At 57.2% G+C, this 16,526-nt stretch carries 17 protein-coding genes and 1 pseudogene; 17 read left to right on the top strand and 1 reads right to left on the bottom strand.

What is annotated here, in order from left to right:
* The 16 genes and pseudogenes from B5F19_RS10605 to B5F19_RS10530 all read left to right on the top strand — a co-directional run.
* Positions 1–1,428: recombinase family protein (locus B5F19_RS10605; protein ID WP_140394215.1), on the top strand; the 1,428-nt coding region annotated here is incomplete at its 5' end.
* A gap of 89 nt (positions 1,429–1,517) precedes the next feature.
* Positions 1,518–1,613, top strand: a pseudogene (locus B5F19_RS18325) (Maff2 family protein); the annotation flags it as partial.
* 70 nt (positions 1,614–1,683) lie between these two features.
* A complete protein-coding gene (locus tag B5F19_RS10595; RefSeq protein ID WP_087290321.1) occupies positions 1,684–2,553 on the top strand; it encodes a CD0415/CD1112 family protein in 870 nt (289 codons plus the stop codon).
* A 12-nt stretch (positions 2,554–2,565) separates the two neighbouring features.
* The gene (locus tag B5F19_RS10590) at positions 2,566–3,102 is read left to right on the top strand and encodes an MT-A70 family methyltransferase (RefSeq protein WP_087290320.1); all 537 of its coding nucleotides are present in this window, start codon (positions 2,566–2,568) and stop codon (positions 3,100–3,102) included.
* Between the two features lie 15 nt (positions 3,103–3,117).
* Positions 3,118–3,534, top strand: coding sequence for a PrgI family protein (locus tag B5F19_RS10585; protein WP_087290318.1), 417 nt, complete (start codon positions 3,118–3,120; stop codon positions 3,532–3,534).
* Positions 3,464–5,917, top strand: a complete 2,454-nt coding sequence (locus tag B5F19_RS10580; protein WP_242972785.1) for an ATP-binding protein — start codon at positions 3,464–3,466, stop codon at positions 5,915–5,917. Before B5F19_RS10585 ends, B5F19_RS10580 begins: the two co-directional genes overlap by 71 nt.
* A gap of 2 nt (positions 5,918–5,919) precedes the next feature.
* Entirely contained in the window at positions 5,920–6,300 is a 381-nt protein-coding gene (locus B5F19_RS10575) for a DUF3851 family protein (RefSeq protein WP_087290314.1), read from the top strand.
* Entirely contained in the window at positions 6,293–8,026 is a 1,734-nt protein-coding gene (locus tag B5F19_RS10570; RefSeq protein ID WP_087290312.1) for a CHAP domain-containing protein, read from the top strand. The genes B5F19_RS10575 and B5F19_RS10570 overlap by 8 nt, the downstream gene beginning before the upstream one ends.
* Positions 8,027–8,056: 30 nt before the next feature.
* Positions 8,057–8,314 carry a DUF4315 family protein gene (locus B5F19_RS10565; RefSeq protein WP_087290310.1) on the top strand — a complete coding sequence of 86 codons (258 nt, stop codon included), beginning with the start codon at positions 8,057–8,059 and terminating at the stop codon, positions 8,312–8,314.
* On the top strand, positions 8,304–9,077 hold the full coding sequence (locus B5F19_RS10560; protein WP_087290308.1) for a DUF4366 domain-containing protein: 774 nt from the start codon (positions 8,304–8,306) through the stop codon (positions 9,075–9,077). The genes B5F19_RS10565 and B5F19_RS10560 overlap by 11 nt, the downstream gene beginning before the upstream one ends.
* Complete coding sequence (locus B5F19_RS18015) at positions 9,074–9,292, top strand: hypothetical protein (RefSeq protein WP_087290306.1); 219 nt, start codon at positions 9,074–9,076, stop codon at positions 9,290–9,292. Before B5F19_RS10560 ends, B5F19_RS18015 begins: the two co-directional genes overlap by 4 nt.
* Positions 9,273–11,366 carry a type IA DNA topoisomerase gene (locus B5F19_RS10550; protein WP_087290304.1) on the top strand — a complete coding sequence of 698 codons (2,094 nt, stop codon included), beginning with the start codon at positions 9,273–9,275 and terminating at the stop codon, positions 11,364–11,366. Before B5F19_RS18015 ends, B5F19_RS10550 begins: the two co-directional genes overlap by 20 nt.
* Positions 11,363–11,632, top strand: coding sequence for an immunoglobulin (locus B5F19_RS10545; RefSeq protein ID WP_087290302.1), 270 nt, complete (start codon positions 11,363–11,365; stop codon positions 11,630–11,632). Before B5F19_RS10550 ends, B5F19_RS10545 begins: the two co-directional genes overlap by 4 nt.
* Before the next feature lie 68 nt (positions 11,633–11,700).
* Positions 11,701–12,534, top strand: coding sequence for a hypothetical protein (locus B5F19_RS10540; RefSeq protein WP_140394214.1), 834 nt, complete (start codon positions 11,701–11,703; stop codon positions 12,532–12,534).
* Between the two features lie 73 nt (positions 12,535–12,607).
* Positions 12,608–14,974 (top strand): YodL domain-containing protein, encoded by a 2,367-nt coding sequence (locus B5F19_RS17695; protein ID WP_242972784.1) that lies wholly within the window; start codon positions 12,608–12,610, stop codon positions 14,972–14,974.
* A gap of 1 nt (position 14,975) precedes the next feature.
* The gene (locus B5F19_RS10530) at positions 14,976–15,191 is read left to right on the top strand and encodes a transposon-transfer assisting family protein (protein ID WP_087290298.1); all 216 of its coding nucleotides are present in this window, start codon (positions 14,976–14,978) and stop codon (positions 15,189–15,191) included.
* Positions 15,192–15,238: 47 nt separating this feature from the next.
* Here the strand turns inward: B5F19_RS10530 and B5F19_RS18010 are convergent, their stop codons facing one another.
* Complete coding sequence (locus tag B5F19_RS18010) at positions 15,239–16,042, bottom strand: hypothetical protein (protein ID WP_242972783.1); 804 nt, start codon at positions 16,040–16,042, stop codon at positions 15,239–15,241.
* Between B5F19_RS18010 and B5F19_RS18005 the strand changes: the two genes are divergently transcribed.
* Positions 16,041–16,397, top strand: coding sequence for a TnpV protein (locus tag B5F19_RS18005; RefSeq protein WP_242972782.1), 357 nt, complete (start codon positions 16,041–16,043; stop codon positions 16,395–16,397). The genes B5F19_RS18010 and B5F19_RS18005 overlap by 2 nt on opposite strands.
* The last annotated feature ends 129 nt before the right edge of the window (positions 16,398–16,526 follow it).

Raw genomic sequence — 16,526 nt, 5'->3', positions numbered from 1 at the left:
CCCGGTTTTCAAGCCATGCTTGCAGACATTGAAGCCGGGAAAGTGGGTACGGTCATAGTCAAGGACATGAGCCGGTTAGGGCGAAACTACTTGCAGGTAGGGTTTTACACGGAAATGCTGTTCCCCCAAAAGGGAGTGCGTTTTATCGCTGTCAACGACAATGTGGACAGCGCAAACGGCGGCATGGACAACGATTTTACCCCTCTGCGAAATCTGTTCAATGAATGGCTGGTGAGAGATACGAGCAAGAAAATCAAGGCAGTAAAACGAGCAAAAGGCATGAGCGGCAAGCCTGTTACCAGCAAGCCGGTCTATGGCTACCTCATGGACGAGGACGAGAACTATATCGTTGACGAGGAAACCGCGCCGGTTGTCCAGCAGATATACCAGCTTTGCCTTGCCGGGAACGGACCGACCAAGATTGCCCGTATGCTTACGGAGCAGCAAATCCCCACGCCGGGGACGCTGGAATACCGCAGGACGGGCAGCACCCGCCGCTACCACCCCGGCTATGAGTGCAAGTGGGCGACGAACACCGTCGTGCATATCCTCGAAAACCGGGAGTACACCGGCTGTCTGGTGAACTTCAAGACGGAGAAGCCCTCTTACAAGGTCAAGCACAGTGTAGAGAACCCCGTGGAGAAGCAGGCCATTTTTGAGAACCACCATGAGCCTATCATAGACCGGGAAACATGGGAGCGCGTGCAGGAGTTACGCAAGCAACGCAAACGCCCGAACCGCTATGATGAAGTGGGGCTGTTCTCCGGTATGCTGTTCTGCGCCGACTGCGGCCATGTGATGTACCAGCAGCGGTATCAGAACAAAACCCGCAAGCAGGACTGTTACATCTGCGGCAGCTACAAGAAGCGCACCCGCGACTGTACGGCGCACTTTATCCGCACCGACCTGTTGACCGCCGGTGTCCTCTCCAATCTCCGGCAAGTAACGGAATATGCCGCCAAGCATGAGAGCCGCTTTGTGAAGCTGCTTATCCAGCAGAACGAGATCGGCGGCAAGAGAAAGACCGCCGCAGCCACCAAGCAGCTTGAACAGGCGCAGGAGCGCATTGCCGAAGTGAGCCGCATTATCAAGCGGCTGTATGAGGACAATGTAAACGGCAAAATCAGCGACGAGCGTTTCATGGAACTGTCGGCAGACTATGAGCAGGAGCAGCGGGAACTGAAAGACCGCGCCGCCGCTTTGCAGGCCGAACTGGACAAGTCGCAGGCCGCCACCGTCAACGCGGAAAAGTTTATGGGTATCGTCCGAAAGCACCTTGCCTTTGAGGAATTGACCCCCACCCTCTTGCGGGAAATGATTGAAAAAATCGTCGTGCATGAGTGCAGCTATGACGAGAACGGCACCCGCAGGCAGGACATTGAGATTTATTACAGCTTTGTCGGCAAGATTGACTTGCCCGAAGCCTAACGCCCGACCTATCCGACACAATGGCCAAGTGCCGGATAGGAACGGCAAAATTTTTTACACTTCTATTACTTCTTTATCGCACATCAGTAAAAAGCCAGGGCATGAAACAGCTCATGGCCGGCGCGGGTGTCGCTATCGTCGGCATGGTGCTGGTGCCCCTGCTGTCCGGCCTGTTTACCGTCTGATCGTACCCCGCTGAAATCCTCGCCCCCTCCCGCGCACAGCGGGAGGGGCAGAAAGGAGGTTTGACACCGTATGGATTTCTTATTGGATGCCCTGACCAACTGGCTGAAAGAAATGCTGGTGGGCGGCATCATGGGAAACTTAACGGGGATGTTCGACAGCGTGAACCAGCAGGTCGCGGATATATCCGTACAGGTGGGCCAGACCCCGCAGGGCTGGAACGGCGACATTTTCAGCATGATCCAGAACCTCTCCAACTCCATCATGGTGCCGATTGCAGGCGTGATCCTGGCCATCGTGATGACGCTGGAGCTGATCCAGATGATTACCGACCGCAACAACCTGCATGATGTGGACACCTGGATGATCTTCAAGTGGGTGTTCAAATCCGCCGCCGCGATTTTGCTCGTCACCAACACCTGGAACCTCGTCATGGCCGTGTTCGACATGGCCCAGAGCGTGGTGGCCCAGGCGTCCGGCATCATCGGCTCGGACGCTTCCATCGACATCTCCGCCGTCATGACCGATATGGAGTCCCGGCTGATGGATATGGACCTGGGACCGCTGTTCGGCCTGTGGTTCCAGTCACTCTTTATCGGCATCACCATGTGGGCGCTGTATATCTGCATTTTTATCGTGATTTATGGCCGTATGATCGAAATTTACCTGGTCACATCGGTGGCCCCCATCCCGATGGCGACCATGATGGGCAAGGAATGGGGCGGCATGGGCCAGAACTACCTGCGTAGCCTGCTGGCCCTGGGCTTTCAGGCGTTTTTGATTATCGTCTGTGTGGCGATCTACGCCGTGCTGGTGCAAAACATCGCCACTGAGGATGACATCATCATGGCGATCTGGACCTGCGTGGGCTACACAGTGCTGCTGTGCTTCACGCTGTTCAAGACCGGCAGTCTCGCAAAGGCAGTGTTTCAGGCGCACTGAGGAGGCTTCCGCATGGGAAAATATCAGATTATTTATGCAGACCCGCCCTGGAGCTACCGTAGCGGCAAGGTGCAGGGGGCAGCCCAAAATCATTACCCAACCATGTCGGACGAACAGCTGTACCAACTTCCGGTATCTACGCTGGCTGCTGATACCAGTGTTTTATTTTTATGGTGTACTTTTCCCAAATTGCCGGAAGCGTTGAACCTCATTAAAGCGTGGGGATTCACCTTCAAAACGGTTGCGTTTGTCTGGCTCAAGCAAAATAAATCCGGCAAGGGATTCTTCTTAGGGCTTGGCTGGTGGACAAGAAGCAATGCAGAGATTTGTCTGTTGGCTGTGAAAGGAAAACCCAAAAGGAAGAATGCCAGTGTCCGGCAGCTGGTTTTTGCACCTATTGAGCAACACAGCAAGAAACCTGATATTGTGAGAGATCGCATTTTGGAACTAATGGGCGATTTGCCGAGAATTGAGCTGTTTGCCCGCCAAGCCTCTCCTGGATGGGACGTTTGGGGCAATGAAGTAAATAGCTCTATCGAATTTCCGTAAAGGAGGGAAAAACGTATGGCTTATGTACCCGTACCCAAAGATCTGACCAGGGTGAAAACCAAGGTCGCATTCAACCTGACCAAGAGGCAGCTTGTCTGCTTCGGCTGCGGGGCGCTCATCGGCGTGCCGCTTTTCTTTTTGCTCCGGGGGCCTGCTGGCAACAGTGTGGCGGCCATGTGCATGATGCTCGTCATGCTGCCCTTCTTCATGCTGGCAATGTATGAAAAACACGGCCAGCCCCTGGAAAAGATCGTCGGCAACATCCTCAAGGTGGCCGTCATCCGGCCCAAGCAGCGCCCCTACCGCACCAACAACTTCTATGCCGTGCTGGAACGGCAGGCAAATCTCGACAAGGAGGTGTATGACATTGTTCGCGGCAAAGACAAAGCGGCAGGCCGAACCGGCACAGCCGCAGACCAGACCCCGGCGTAAGCTGACCCGTGCCGAACGCAGACAGATCGAGGCAGCGATTGCCCGCGCCAACCGCACGGACAAAAAGGCGCTGTCCGCCCAGGACAGCATCCCGTATGAACGGATGTGGCCGGACGGTATCTGCAAGGTGGCGGATGGCCGCTACACCAAGACCATCCAGTTCCAGGACATCAACTATCAGCTCAGCCAGAACGAGGACAAGACCGCCATCTTTGAAGGCTGGTGCGATTTCCTCAACTACTTTGACAGCTCCATCCGCTTCCAGTTGTCCTTTTTGAACCTGGCGGCGTCCAAGAGGACCTTCGCCAACACCATTTCCATCCCCCTCCAGGGCGATGATTTTGACAGCATCCGCACCGAGTACAGCCAGATGCTCCAGGATCAGCTGGCGCGGGGCAACAACGGCCTTATTAAGGCCAAGTACCTGACCTTTTCCATCGAGGCCGACAGTATCCGCACCGCCAAACCCCGGCTGGAGCGCATCGAGACCGATGTGCTGAACAACTTCAAGCGGCTGGGCGTGGCCGCCGAGGTCCTGGACGGCAAAGCCCGTCTGGCCCAGCTCCACGCCATCTTCCATATGGATGAGCAGGTGCCCTTCCAGTTCGAGTGGGACTGGCTGGCCCCCTCCGGCCTCTCCACCAAGGACTTCATTGCGCCGTCCGGCTTCGAGTTCCGCACCGGCAAGCAGTTCCGCATGGGCAGGAAGTACGGGGCTGTCAGCTTCGTGCAGATTCTGGCCCCGGAGCTGAACGACCGGATGCTGGCGGATTTTCTCGATATGGAAAGCAGCCTGATCGTGAACCTGCACATCCAGTCGGTGGACCAGGTGAAGGCCATCAAGACGGTGAAGCGCAAAATCACCGACCTGGACCGTTCCAAAATCGAGGAACAGAAAAAAGCCGTCCGCGCCGGGTATGACATGGACATCATTCCCAGCGACCTGGCGACTTACGGCAACGAGGCCAAGAAGCTGTTGCAGGACCTGCAAAGCCGCAACGAGCGGATGTTCCTGGTGACGTTTTTGGTGCTGAACACCGCCGATACCCCGCGCCAGTTGGACAACAACATCTTCCAGGCCAGTTCCATCGCACAGAAGTACAACTGCCAGCTGACCCGGCTGGACTTCCAGCAGGAGGAAGGCTTGATGTCCTCTCTGCCGCTGGGGCTGAACCAGGTGGAGATCCAGCGGGGGCTGACCACCAGTTCCACGGCCATCTTCGTGCCGTTCACGACCCAGGAACTTTTTCAGAATGGAAAAGAGGCGCTGTACTACGGCATCAACGCCCTGTCCAACAACCTGATTATGGTGGACCGCAAGCTGCTGAAAAACCCCAACGGCCTGATTTTGGGCACGCCCGGTTCTGGCAAGAGTTTTTCGGCCAAGCGCGAGATCGCCAACTGTTTCCTGCTCACCAGCGATGACATCATTATCTGCGACCCGGAGACTGAGTACGCGCCCCTGGTGGAGCGGCTGCACGGGCAGGTCATCAAAATCTCGCCCACCAGCAGCAACTACATCAACCCGATGGATCTGAACCTGGACTATTCGGACGAGGACAGCCCGCTGTCGCTGAAATCTGACTTCATCTTGTCGCTGTGCGAGCTGATCGTGGGCGGCAAGGACGGTTTGCAGCCGGTGCAGAAAACCATCATCGACCGCTGTGTGCGGCTGGTCTACCAGAACTACCTCAACGACCCTAGGCCGGAGAATATGCCCATTCTGGAGGACCTGTACGACCTGCTGCGTGCCCAGGACGAGAAGGAGGCCCAGTACATCGCCACGGCGCTGGAAATCTACGTCACGGGTTCGTTGAATGTTTTCAACCACCGCAGCAACGTGGACATCAACAACCGCATCGTTTGCTACGACATTAAGGAATTGGGCAAGCAGCTCAAGAAAATCGGGATGCTGGTAGTGCAGGATCAGGTGTGGAACCGCGTCACCATCAACCGGGCCGCCCACAAGTCCACCCGCTACTACATCGACGAGATGCACCTGCTCTTGAAAGAGGAACAGACCGCCGCCTACACGGTGGAGATTTGGAAGCGGTTCCGCAAGTGGGGCGGTATCCCGACCGGCATCACGCAGAACGTGAAGGACCTGCTTTCTTCCCGCGAGGTGGAGAACATCTTTGAAAACTCCGACTTCGTGTATATGCTCAACCAGGCGGGCGGCGACCGGCAGATTTTGGCCCGGCAGCTGGGCATTTCCCCGCACCAACTCAGCTATGTGACCCACTCCGGCGAGGGCGAGGGGCTGCTGTTTTATGGCTCCACCATCCTGCCGTTTGTGGATCACTTCCCGAAAAATACTGAGCTGTATAAAATCATGACCACAAAATTGTCCGACCTGTCACAACAAACAAAGGAGGCTGATTGATTATGAAACCCGAAATTCTCAACAATGACCACATGATGTTTCTGGACCGCGCCCTGGACACCCAGCGCGCTGCGCTGCTGACGGCGATGGCGGACGCCGTTGCCGAGTGCCGCACGGCGGCGGACCAGGCGGCAGAGCTGACCGAAACCGGCGAGATTGGCCTGCTGCGGCTGGTAGAGATTCTGTGCGCCGCCAAGGTCCAGAGGGGGCAGGCCGGAGGGGCCATGCTGGAGGGCACCGAAGTCCAGATTCTGGCCGACGTGGTGGCCCAGCTCTACGCCTGCCTGACCGAGTGCCGCTTCGTGGGGCCGATGGGGCTGGCGGCCTATGCGGAGCTTTCCGGCATGATGGCCTCCCTCATGCTGGGGGAATGGTTTGATTAAGGAGCCGCGCCTGCGCTTCACCGAGGAAGAACGGGCCGATCCGGCGCTGGAAAAGCCCATCCGCAAGGCGGAGAAGGCCGCCGCCAAAGCGGACAAGGCGCAGGCAAAAATCCCGAAAAAACAGGTCAAGCGGGCCGAGGTGGACCCCAAGACCGGCAAGGTCACCACCAAGCTGGTGCTGGAGGATAAGCCCCGGCCGCCCTCCAAGCTGTCCCATTCCCTGTGGGATGCGCCGGGCAAAGCGGTGACAGGCAGGATTCACCAGGAGATACGGGAAACCGAGGATGACAACGTGGGTGTGGAGAGCGCCCACAGGTCCGAGAAAGCCGTGGAGACCGGCGTGCATCTGGCGCAGGAGGGCTACCGCAGCCACAAGCTGAAGCCCTACCGCAAGGCCGCCCAGGCGGAGCGGCAGCTGGAAAAGGCCAATGTAAACGCACTGTATCAGAAGTCGTTGCAGGAAAATCCCCAGCTTGCCAGCAACCCGCTGTCCCGCTGGCAGCAGAAACAGCAGATCAAAAAGCAGTACGCCGCCGCCAAACGGGCCGCGCAGTCCGGCGGGACTGCCGCCGGTGCCGCGCAAAAGACCGGCAAGGCGGCCAAAACGGTCAAAGAGAAAGCCCAGAAGGCCGGGGCCTATGTGATGCGCCACAAAAAGGGATTCGGCATCCTGCTGGCGATTTTCCTGCTGGTCTGCCTGCTGCTCAACACCATGTCCTCCTGCTCCATGATGGCGCAGAGCATCGGTTCGATGATCTCCGGCACCACCTACCCTTCGGATGACCCGGAGCTGGTAGCGGTGGAGGCGGACTACGCCGCCAAGGAGGCCGCGCTGCAAGCCGAGATCGACAACATCGAGAGCAGCCACCCCGGCTACGACGAGTACCGCTACGACCTGGACATGATCGGCCACGACCCCCACGAGCTGGCGGCCTACCTGTCCGCTGCCTTGCAGGGCTACACGCGGGCAAGCGCCCAGGCGGAGCTGGAACGTATCTTCGCGGCGCAGTACCAGCTGACGCTGACCGAGGAAGTGGAGGTGCGCTACCGCACCGAGACCCGGACAGACAGCGAGGGCAACGAGTATGACGTTGAAGTGCCCTACAACTACTACATCTTAAATGTGACCCTCACCAGCAAGCCGATTTCGGAAGTGGCGGCAGACCTGCTGACGCCGGACCAGCTGGAGATGTACCAGGTGTACCGGCAGACGCTGGGCAACAAGCCCCTGATTTTCGGCGGCGGGTCCGCCGACACCAGCGATTCCGAGAGTTTGGCCGGTGTGGAGTTTGTGAACGGCACCCGGCCCGGCAACCAGGCGGTGGTGGACATCGCCAAGAGCCAGGTGGGCAACGTGGGCGGCCAGCCCTACTGGAGCTGGTACGGCTTCAATTCCCGTGTGGAATGGTGCGCCTGCTTCGTGTCCTGGTGCTACGGCCAGATGGGGCTGTCTGAGCCGCGCTTTGCCGCCTGCCAGTCCCAGGGCATTCCGTGGTTCCAGTCTCACGGACAATGGGGCGGGCGTGATTACGCCAATATTGCCCCCGGCGACGCCATCTTTTTCGATTGGGATTTGGACGGCAGCGCCGACCATGTGGGCCTTGTGGTCGGCACGGATGGCAGCCGGGTCTACACCGTGGAGGGCAATTCCGGCGACGCCTGCAAGATCAAGAGTTATTCCCTGACCTACGAATGTATCAAGGGCTACGGCCTGATGAACTGGTAACAGAGTTTTTTCAAGAAGGAGTGATTGATTATGGCTAAGAACAAAATCCAGCGCATTGACCAGGAGATTGCCAAGGTCCGCGAGAAGATCGCGGAGTGCCAGGACAAGCTGAAAACCCTGGAGGCGCAGAAAACCGAGGCGGAGAACCTGGAGATCGTCCAGATGGTGCGCGCCCTGCGGCTGACCCCGGAGCAGCTGAACGCCATGCTCTCCGGTGGCACGGTCCCCGGCATGGCCGCTGCCTCCGCTGACTACGACGAACAGGAGGACACCGACCATGAAGAATAAGAGAATTTTCAAGACCTTTTCGGCCCTCTGCGCCGCCCTGGTGCTGATGTTGGGCCTTTCCGTGACCGCCTTTGCCCAGGGGACGGACCAGACCCCGGCAGAGGACGCCACCAATGACGCCAATGTGGTGGTGGAGGAAACCGAGGACAGTCCGGCCCTGACCCCGGAGGGCAACGCCGCCCTGGTAGATGATTTCGGCGGCAACAAGCAGCTCATCACCGTCACCACCAAGGCGGGCAACTATTTCTACATCCTCATTGACCGGGCCAACGAGGACAAGGAAACCGCTGTCCACTTCTTGAACCAGGTGGACGAGGCAGACCTGATGGCGTTGATGGAGGACGGTCAGACCACCCAGGAGCAGCCCGCCACCTGTACCTGTACGGAGAAATGTGTGGCCGGTACGGTGAATACGGCCTGCCCGGTGTGCGCCACCAATATGAGCGGCTGTACGGGAAAAGAGCCGGAACCGGAGACCTCGGAGGAAACCCCAGAGCCGGAAGAACCGGCGCAGAAACCTGCCGGGCTGAATCCGGCCATTCTTTTGGCGGTGCTGGCCCTGCTGGGCGGCGGCGGTGCTTTGGTCTACTTTAAGCTGGTGAAAAACAAACCCAAGACCAAGGGCAACGACAATTTGGACGATTACGACTACGGCGAGGACGATACCGACCAGGAGGACGAGGACTCCTGGGAGACTGAGGAATCTGACGAGCTGGACGCTGACGGGGGCAGCGACGAGGAAAGCGAGGACAAGACGGTTTGACCCGCTTCACCGACAGCCCCTATGAACGCATGATGACACGCAGGCCGGAGGGCGGGAAGGAAACTTCCCGTCCTCCTTCGTTATCTCCCGGCCACCCCTGTTATGGCTGTGGGAATTACCGTCCCGGACAACCCTGTGTAGGATTCTGCCACCGACAGCTGACCGCATGGCTGCGGGAAAGGAGGATGAAAAAACATGAAGCTGGTAATCGCTGAGAAACCGTCCGTTGCCCAAAGTCTGGCCGCCGTGATCGGGGCCACCGCCCGCAAGGACGGCTACCTGGAGGGCGGCGGCTGGCGGGTCAGCTGGTGTGTGGGCCACCTGGCTGGGCTGGCGGATGCCGACGCCTATAACCCGGACTACGCCAAGTGGCGCTATGACGATCTGCCCATTCTGCCGGACCATTGGCAGATGGTGGTGGGCAAGGACAAAAAGAAACAGTTTGATGTGCTGAAACAGCTGATGAACGCCCCTGATGTGACCGAGGTGGTGAACGCCTGCGACGCCGGACGCGAGGGCGAGCTGATCTTTCGCAGCGTCTACGAGCTGGCGGGCTGTCAGAAGCCCATGAAGCGGCTCTGGATTTCCTCGATGGAGGATTCCGCCATCCGGGAGGGTTTTGCGAACCTGCGCCCCGGTGCGGACTATGACGGCCTGCGGGATGCGGCCCTCTGCCGCGCCAAGGCGGACTGGCTGGTGGGTATCAATGCCACCCGGCTGTTTTCGGTGCTGTACCACCGGACCCTCAACATCGGGCGCGTCATGTCCCCGACGCTGGCTCTCATCGTCCAGCGAGAGGCCGAGATCGACACCTTCAAGCCGGTGCCGTTCTACACGGTCACGCTGGAGCTGCCCGGTTTTTCCGCTTCCGGGGAGCGCATGGCGGACAAGGCCGCCGCCCAGCAGCTGAAAACTGTCTGCCAGGGCGCGTCTGCCACGGTGAAAAAGGTGGAACGCAAGGACAAATCCGAGAAGCCGCCCGCCCTCTATGACCTGACCACCCTCCAACGGGACGCCAACCGGCTGCTGGGGTTCACCGCCCAGCAAACCCTGGACTACCTGCAAAATTTGTATGAAAAGAAGCTCTGTACCTACCCTCGGACGGACAGCTGCTATCTGACTTCGGATATGGCGGCGAGCCTGCCGGAACTGGTCCGGCTCACCGCTGGGGCGTTGCCCTTTGCCGCTGGTATGGAGCTTGCCTGCAGTGCGGCACAGGTCATCAATGACAAGAAAGTGACCGACCACCATGCGGTAATCCCTACTCGCAACCTTCAGGGCGCAGACCTGTCCGGCCTGCCGGTTGGCGAAAAGGCGGTGCTGGAGCTGGTGGCCCTGCGGTTGCTGTGCGCCGTGGCCCAGCCCTATACCTTTGCGGAAACCGCCGCCACGGTGGAGTGCGCCGGAGCGGAGTTTACCGCCAAAGGCCGCACGGCGAAAAATCACGGCTGGCGGGCGCTGGACGCTGCATACCGTGCAGGGCTGAAAAATGTGGAACTGGAAACCGAGGACAAGGCTCTGCCGGAGCTGTCTGAAGGTCAGACGCTGCCCCTTTCTGGTGCTGCCGTTAAGGAGGGCAAAACCACCCCGCCCAAGCACTTCACCGAAGATACGCTGCTTTCTGCGATGGAGACTGCCGGGAAGGACGATATGCCGGAGGATGCCGAGCGCAAGGGCCTGGGGACCCCGGCCACCCGCGCCGGTATCTTGGAAAAGCTGGTGTCCACCGGCTTTCTGGAGCGCAAAAAGAACAAGAAAACCGTGCAGCTCATGCCCTCCCATGATGCGGTATCCCTTATCACCGTGTTGCCGGAGCAGCTGCAATCGCCCCTGCTGACCGCTGAATGGGAGTACCGACTGGGTGAGATTGAGCGCGGTGAGCTGGCCCCGGAGGATTTCATGGATGGAATTTCCACCATGCTCAAGGAGCTGGTGGGAACCTATCGGATGATTAAAGGCACCGAGTATCTGTTCACGCCGCCCCGCGAGGTGGTGGGCAAATGCCCCCGCTGCGGTGGCGATGTGGCGGAGCTGCAAAAGGGCTTCTTCTGCCAGAACGAGGGCTGTAAATTCGCCATCTGGAAAAACAACAAGTGGTGGGCCGCCAAGAAAAAACAGCCCACCAAGGCTGTGATGACGGCGCTTCTCAAAGATGGTCGTGCAAGGATCACCGGCTGCTATTCCGAAAAGACCGGAAAAACCTACGATGCCACTGTGGTGTTGGCGGATGATGGGCAGTACGCCAACTTCAAGCTAGAGTTTGACCAGCAGAAAGGTGGCAAACGATGAAGCTCTCACGCTATGAACAGGAAACCATCATTCTCTATAACCAGGCCGAAGCCGCCGCCGAGGTCTATACCCATGACCCCCGACTGCTGGAAAAGCTGCGGCGGCTGGCGGAAAAGTACCCGGATCAAATCGCGAAAAAGGACCGCCAGACCTTTCTCGTTCCCAAACGCTGTGTGTCCGTCCGGGAACCGTACAGCACCGAGCGCCGTAAGGCAGCCAGTGAACGAGCCAAGGCTGCCGGGTACAGACCGCCTAAAAAGCAATGAATCGGCTACCAAAAGGTGTCAGATTGTGTTATAATATTTTCAATATATGTGTAACCGGGGGTATGCTTATGGACAATCAGAATAAAACAAGTAATCCATCAGATTTAAGCAATGGTTTTACATCTAAAGATATTATAAAAATCATCATAGCCGTAACAGTTTCTTTGATTTCTTTGGCATTTGCTTTGCTAATCTGCTTTGTAATATACAGCAATGGCCTTACAGCAGAAAGCATTTTATCCATGCTTTTGGCGTTTTTTTCAATTTTTATCTCTATTTTCTTTTACTTCAAAGCAGATGAGACAAGTAGCAGATTTTATGACAGCTCATATGAGTTCATGAAAGAGCAATCAGAATTGCTTGGACGGATAGAAGAACGCTTTGGCGAAAAATTTGAAAATCTATTTTCTCGCATAGATCACTTAGATGCAGGGCAAGTAGAAAAAGAAACTGAGCTACATGGTAAAACGGAAGAAATTTCAGATATTGTCAGTGAATTAGTGCAAACCATTACTACCCATAAGCAGCCTGAAAAAACAGAAGAATTGTTAGCAGAAATTCAAAAATACGCAATAGAATTAGCTGAGAAAAAGGCTGAATACAATCAATTAGCGGAAAACCTACAAGAGATACGGCAAGAGGCGCAGGAAGCATCGCATTATGTAAAAACATTGCAGACTATTTTGCCAAACAGCGTTTCAGAAGATATGTTACGCTTTTTTGCAGAACTTAGTAATAAAGAATTAACTTACCTTTTGCGATGCGGTGGGAGGATTCAGAGTTCTAACCGCGCATATCGTTTAGCTAGATCGTATGGGCTGTGTAACGAAAAAGGACAGCTATCCTCCGAATTGAAAAAGGCTTTGGACACGGTACGGCACAAAAACTATCATTTCTATTAACTCGAATCATAAAAGGGTGACCTTTAGAGGTCATCCTTTTTTATTTTGAAAACTAGAAAGGAGAGTGAAAGTCATGGCTAATAAGCCCACCAACCGGGAGCGGTTGCAGGAAATCACGGCAGGCATTGAACAGGGTATCAAGGAGCTGTTCGAGAGCGAAAAGTATATGCGCTACCTGTCTGTCATGTCCAAGTTCCACCGCTACTCCGTCAACAACACCATGCTCATCTATATGCAGCGCCCGGACGCCACCCTGGTGGCCGGGTTCAACAAGTGGAAAAACCAGTTTGAGCGCCATGTGAAAAAGGGCGAGCATGGCATTACCATTATCGCGCCCACCCCCTACAAGAAGAAAATCGAGGAAATGAAGCGCGATCCCGACACCAAAGCCCCCATCCTGGACGCAGACGGCAAGGCGGTCATGGAGGAAAAGGAAATTGAAATCCCCATGTTCCGCCCGGTCAAGGTGTTTGATGTAAGCCAGACCGATGGCAAGCCCCTGCCGGAGCTGGCGTCCAGCCTGTCCGGTACGGTTCCGCACTATGAAGCGTTCTTGGAGGCGGTGCGGCGCTCCGCCCCGGTTCCCATCGAGTTTGAGCCGATGGCCGACAACATGGACGGCTACTTTTCCTCCGAGCAGCAGCGCATCGCCATCCGTCCGGGGATGAGCGAGGTGCAGACCGTATCCGCTGCCGTCCATGAGGTTGCACACAGCAAGCTCCATGACCCGAAAAAGTATGCGGTGGAACCGGGCTGGAAGGTCGTCATGGTGAGCGCGGGCGGTGTCAAGCACGATTATCGCCTGGACTTTGCCACCGAAGCAGAGGCGGAACAGGCCGCCGCCGAGGAAGGCTGGCACTTTGTGGACGAGAATCGGTTTGAGTGGCGGTTGGAAGTGGAAGAAGATCTGACGGCGGTGAAACAGGCCGCCAAGAACCGCAACACCGAGGAAGTGGAGGCCGAGAGCATTTCCTATGCGGTTTGCCAGTATTTCGGCACCCAGACCGGTGAAAACAGCTTTGGCTACATCGCTTCCTGGTCCAAGGACAAGGAGCTGAAGGAGCTGCGGGCCAGCCTGGAGACCATCAACAAGACTTCCTGTGAGCTGATTAACGACATCGAGCGCAACTACAAGGAAATTTGCAAGGAGCGCGGCATTGACCTGACTGCCGTCCCGGAGCCGGAGCAGACACCCCCGCAGGCTGCGGAAGAAGTATCTCGGCCCAGCGCCGAGTACCAGGAGGCCCTGCTGGTGTTGGATGATGCCACATATCTTCATGTTCAGCCCTGCGATACCGGCTGGGACTACACGCTCTACGATGTGGCAACTATGAAGCAGATGGACGGCGGCCAGCTGGATGGACCGGACATGGGCCGTTCCGCAGCGGTCAGCCACATCTGCAAGGACCTGGGGCTGGGTGACAAATCCATCAAGTATGCGCCGCTGTCCATGATCGAGACTTTGTATGAACAGGCCAGCCAGCAGACCGCAGAAGCCGCAGCCGCCCTGCTGCCGGATGCTCAGGAACAGGCGCTGGACGAATATCCCATGCCGGACCCGGTTCTGACCCAGGACGATCTGGAGAAATGCGGCTGCCTAGACAGCGATCTTTTGCCCCTCTCCAAAGAGAGAGCCTATGAGCTGATGGAGCGTGACCTGACCGTTTACATTATCCAGGAGGGCGAAAATCCGGTGATGGCCTTTGACACCGCTGACCTGGATGCCCACGACGGTATCTTTGCCCTGCCCCGCGAGGAATGGGAGGAAAGCCCGGAGTTTGATAAGCTGGTCAAGGACCGCATGGCCCACCAGGAGGAACGGGAGCAGGCGTTTCTCTCCCACAAGGGGGACTGCTTCGCTATTTATCAGGTGAAGCACACCGACGAGCTGCGGGACATCCGCTACGAGGGCCTGGAATGGATCAAGTCCATCGGGCAGACAGTACAGCGGAACAACTATGAGCTGGTTTATACCGCCCCGTTGCAGCCCTCCGATCTGAAAGGCGATACCACCGAACAGCTCTTTTACCGCTTCAACAACGAACATCCCGCCGATTACGGCCACCCGTCCATGAGTGTCAGCGACATCGTTGCCATCAAGCGGGATGGCAAGGTATCCTGTCATTACTGCGATAGCTTCGGCTTTGAGCAGGTTCCCGGATTCCTGCCGGACAATCCGCTGAAAAATGCGGAAATGGTCGTGGAGGATGACTACGGTATGATCGACGGCATCATCAACAACGGACCCAAGGAGCCGACAGTGATCCAGCTGGAACAGCAGGCCCGCAGCGGCCAGCCGATTTCTCTCATGGATTTGGCTGCCGCCGCCCACCGGGAGGAACGGGAAAAGAAAAAGTCCGTCATGGAGCAGCTGAAAAGCCAGCCCAAGGCGGAACACAAAAAGACAGCGCCCAAAAAGAGCGCGGAAAGGGAGATTTGATATGGGAAACTTCACTTTTGAGGAAACGAACCTGCTTTGTATCTACAACACCGGCAGCCGCACCGGGCTGATCGAAGCCCTGACGGAGATGTGCGGTGAGCTTTCGCCGGAGGAAGCCGAGCTGCGGGAGCTGACCGACAGCGCCCTTATGAAGCTCCAGACCATGAGCGACGCCGAGTTTGCCGAGCTGGAGCTGTACCCGGATTTCGACGAGTAAAAACCACACCAAGACCCAGCGGGGCGGCCTGATGTGCCGCCCCGTTTCTATTTAACATGAAGGGAGGACAGAAAACCATGCCATCCAAAGCTGAATTTTACCGGCAGATGGCCGAGCAGGTATCGACCCGGCTTGTGGGCAGCTGGAAGGAATGGACGGCCTTTCTCACGACTGCCGCCCGTCTCTACAAATATCCGTTCCATGAACAGATGATGATTTACGCCCAGCGCCCGGACGCCACCGCCTGTGCCGAGTACGACCTGTGGAATGAGAAAATGGGCCGGTATGTGCGTCGTGGCTCCAAGGGTATCGCCCTGGTGGACGATTCCGGCGACAGGCCCCGCCTGCGCTATGTGTTCGATATTTCCGACACTGGCACCCGTGAACATTCCCGTACCCCCTGGCTGTGGCAGCTGGAGGAACAACACATCGGGCCTGTGTCGGCCATGCTGGAGCGCAACTACGGTGTTGCCGGTGACGATCTTGCGCAGCAGCTCACCGATGTGGCCGGAAAGCTGGCGAGTGAGTATTGGGACGAGCACCAGCAGGACTTCCGCTACATCGTTGACGGTTCGTTCCTGGAGGAGTACGATGATCTCAACATCGAAGTCCAATTTAAGTCCGCCGCCACCGTCAGCATCGCCTACGCCCTGATGTCCCGTTGTGGGCTGGATACGGAGCAATATTTCCAGCATGAGGACTTCATGCCGATTTTCGATTTCAATACCCCGGCCACGGTTGGGGCGTTGGGAGCGGCGGTCAGCCAGATGAACCAGCAGGTGCTGCGGCAGATCGGCGTCACCATCCAGAACTATGAGCGCGAACAACTCGCGGAAAGGAGCGTTACACATGGAGAACAACCTGACTTACACGATGAACGGAGATTATCAGATTCCCGACCTGAAGCTGACCGAACAGCCGGAGAAGCCCCTGGGCAAGTACGGCAGGATGCGGAAAGCGTACCTGAAGGAACACCGGCCCCTGATCTACAACCAGCTGCTGCTGACCGAGAAGCTGTACCCGCACCTCATCGAGATCGACGAGACGGCGAACAGCCGTCTGGAGCAGATGATGCCCCAGCTGGCGGAGTCGGCGGGCGCGACGGAGGAGCTGAAAGCCCGCGATCCGATGCGCTGGGTGGGCTTGATGAACACCTGCAAGGCCCAGGCCGAGGAGATTCTGATGGCGGAGCTTATCAACAGCTGACCTTAAACCTGTTCCTCTCCGAAGCGGAACAAATCCAAAGAATAGACGAAGCAGAGAATGTGCAAACATCCTCTGCTTTTTCTTTTGCCCAAGAACAGCCGCAGCCGGAAACTGTCAGCCATGCGGCAG

Source organism: Pseudoflavonifractor sp. An184, assembly GCF_002160305.1.
Taxonomy (GTDB): domain Bacteria; phylum Bacillota; class Clostridia; order Oscillospirales; family Oscillospiraceae; genus Lawsonibacter; species Lawsonibacter pullicola.
The sequence above is the reverse complement of the archived record's forward strand: the minus strand, read 5'-3'. Positions and strand labels throughout refer to the sequence as shown.

What these genes read in the sequence shown, in the direction of transcription:
- B5F19_RS10595 (WP_087290321.1), top strand. Translation starts at nt 1,684, where the DNA reads ATGGATTTCTTATTGGATGCCCTGACCAACTGGCTGAAAGAAATGCTG.
- B5F19_RS10590 (WP_087290320.1), top strand. Translation starts at nt 2,566, where the DNA reads ATGGGAAAATATCAGATTATTTATGCAGACCCGCCCTGGAGCTACCGT.
- B5F19_RS10585 (WP_087290318.1), top strand. Translation starts at nt 3,118, where the DNA reads ATGGCTTATGTACCCGTACCCAAAGATCTGACCAGGGTGAAAACCAAG.
- B5F19_RS10580 (WP_242972785.1), top strand. Translation starts at nt 3,464, where the DNA reads ATGACATTGTTCGCGGCAAAGACAAAGCGGCAGGCCGAACCGGCACAG.
- B5F19_RS10575 (WP_087290314.1), top strand. Translation starts at nt 5,920, where the DNA reads ATGAAACCCGAAATTCTCAACAATGACCACATGATGTTTCTGGACCGC.
- B5F19_RS10565 (WP_087290310.1), top strand. Translation starts at nt 8,057, where the DNA reads ATGGCTAAGAACAAAATCCAGCGCATTGACCAGGAGATTGCCAAGGTC.
- B5F19_RS10560 (WP_087290308.1), top strand. Translation starts at nt 8,304, where the DNA reads ATGAAGAATAAGAGAATTTTCAAGACCTTTTCGGCCCTCTGCGCCGCC.
- B5F19_RS10550 (WP_087290304.1), top strand. Translation starts at nt 9,273, where the DNA reads ATGAAGCTGGTAATCGCTGAGAAACCGTCCGTTGCCCAAAGTCTGGCC.
- B5F19_RS10545 (WP_087290302.1), top strand. Translation starts at nt 11,363, where the DNA reads ATGAAGCTCTCACGCTATGAACAGGAAACCATCATTCTCTATAACCAG.
- B5F19_RS10540 (WP_140394214.1), top strand. Translation starts at nt 11,701, where the DNA reads ATGGACAATCAGAATAAAACAAGTAATCCATCAGATTTAAGCAATGGT.
- B5F19_RS17695 (WP_242972784.1), top strand. Translation starts at nt 12,608, where the DNA reads ATGGCTAATAAGCCCACCAACCGGGAGCGGTTGCAGGAAATCACGGCA.
- B5F19_RS10530 (WP_087290298.1), top strand. Translation starts at nt 14,976, where the DNA reads ATGGGAAACTTCACTTTTGAGGAAACGAACCTGCTTTGTATCTACAAC.
- B5F19_RS18005 (WP_242972782.1), top strand. Translation starts at nt 16,041, where the DNA reads ATGGAGAACAACCTGACTTACACGATGAACGGAGATTATCAGATTCCC.
- B5F19_RS18010 (WP_242972783.1), bottom strand. Translation starts at nt 16,042, where the DNA reads ATGTGTAACGCTCCTTTCCGCGAGTTGTTCGCGCTCATAGTTCTGGAT.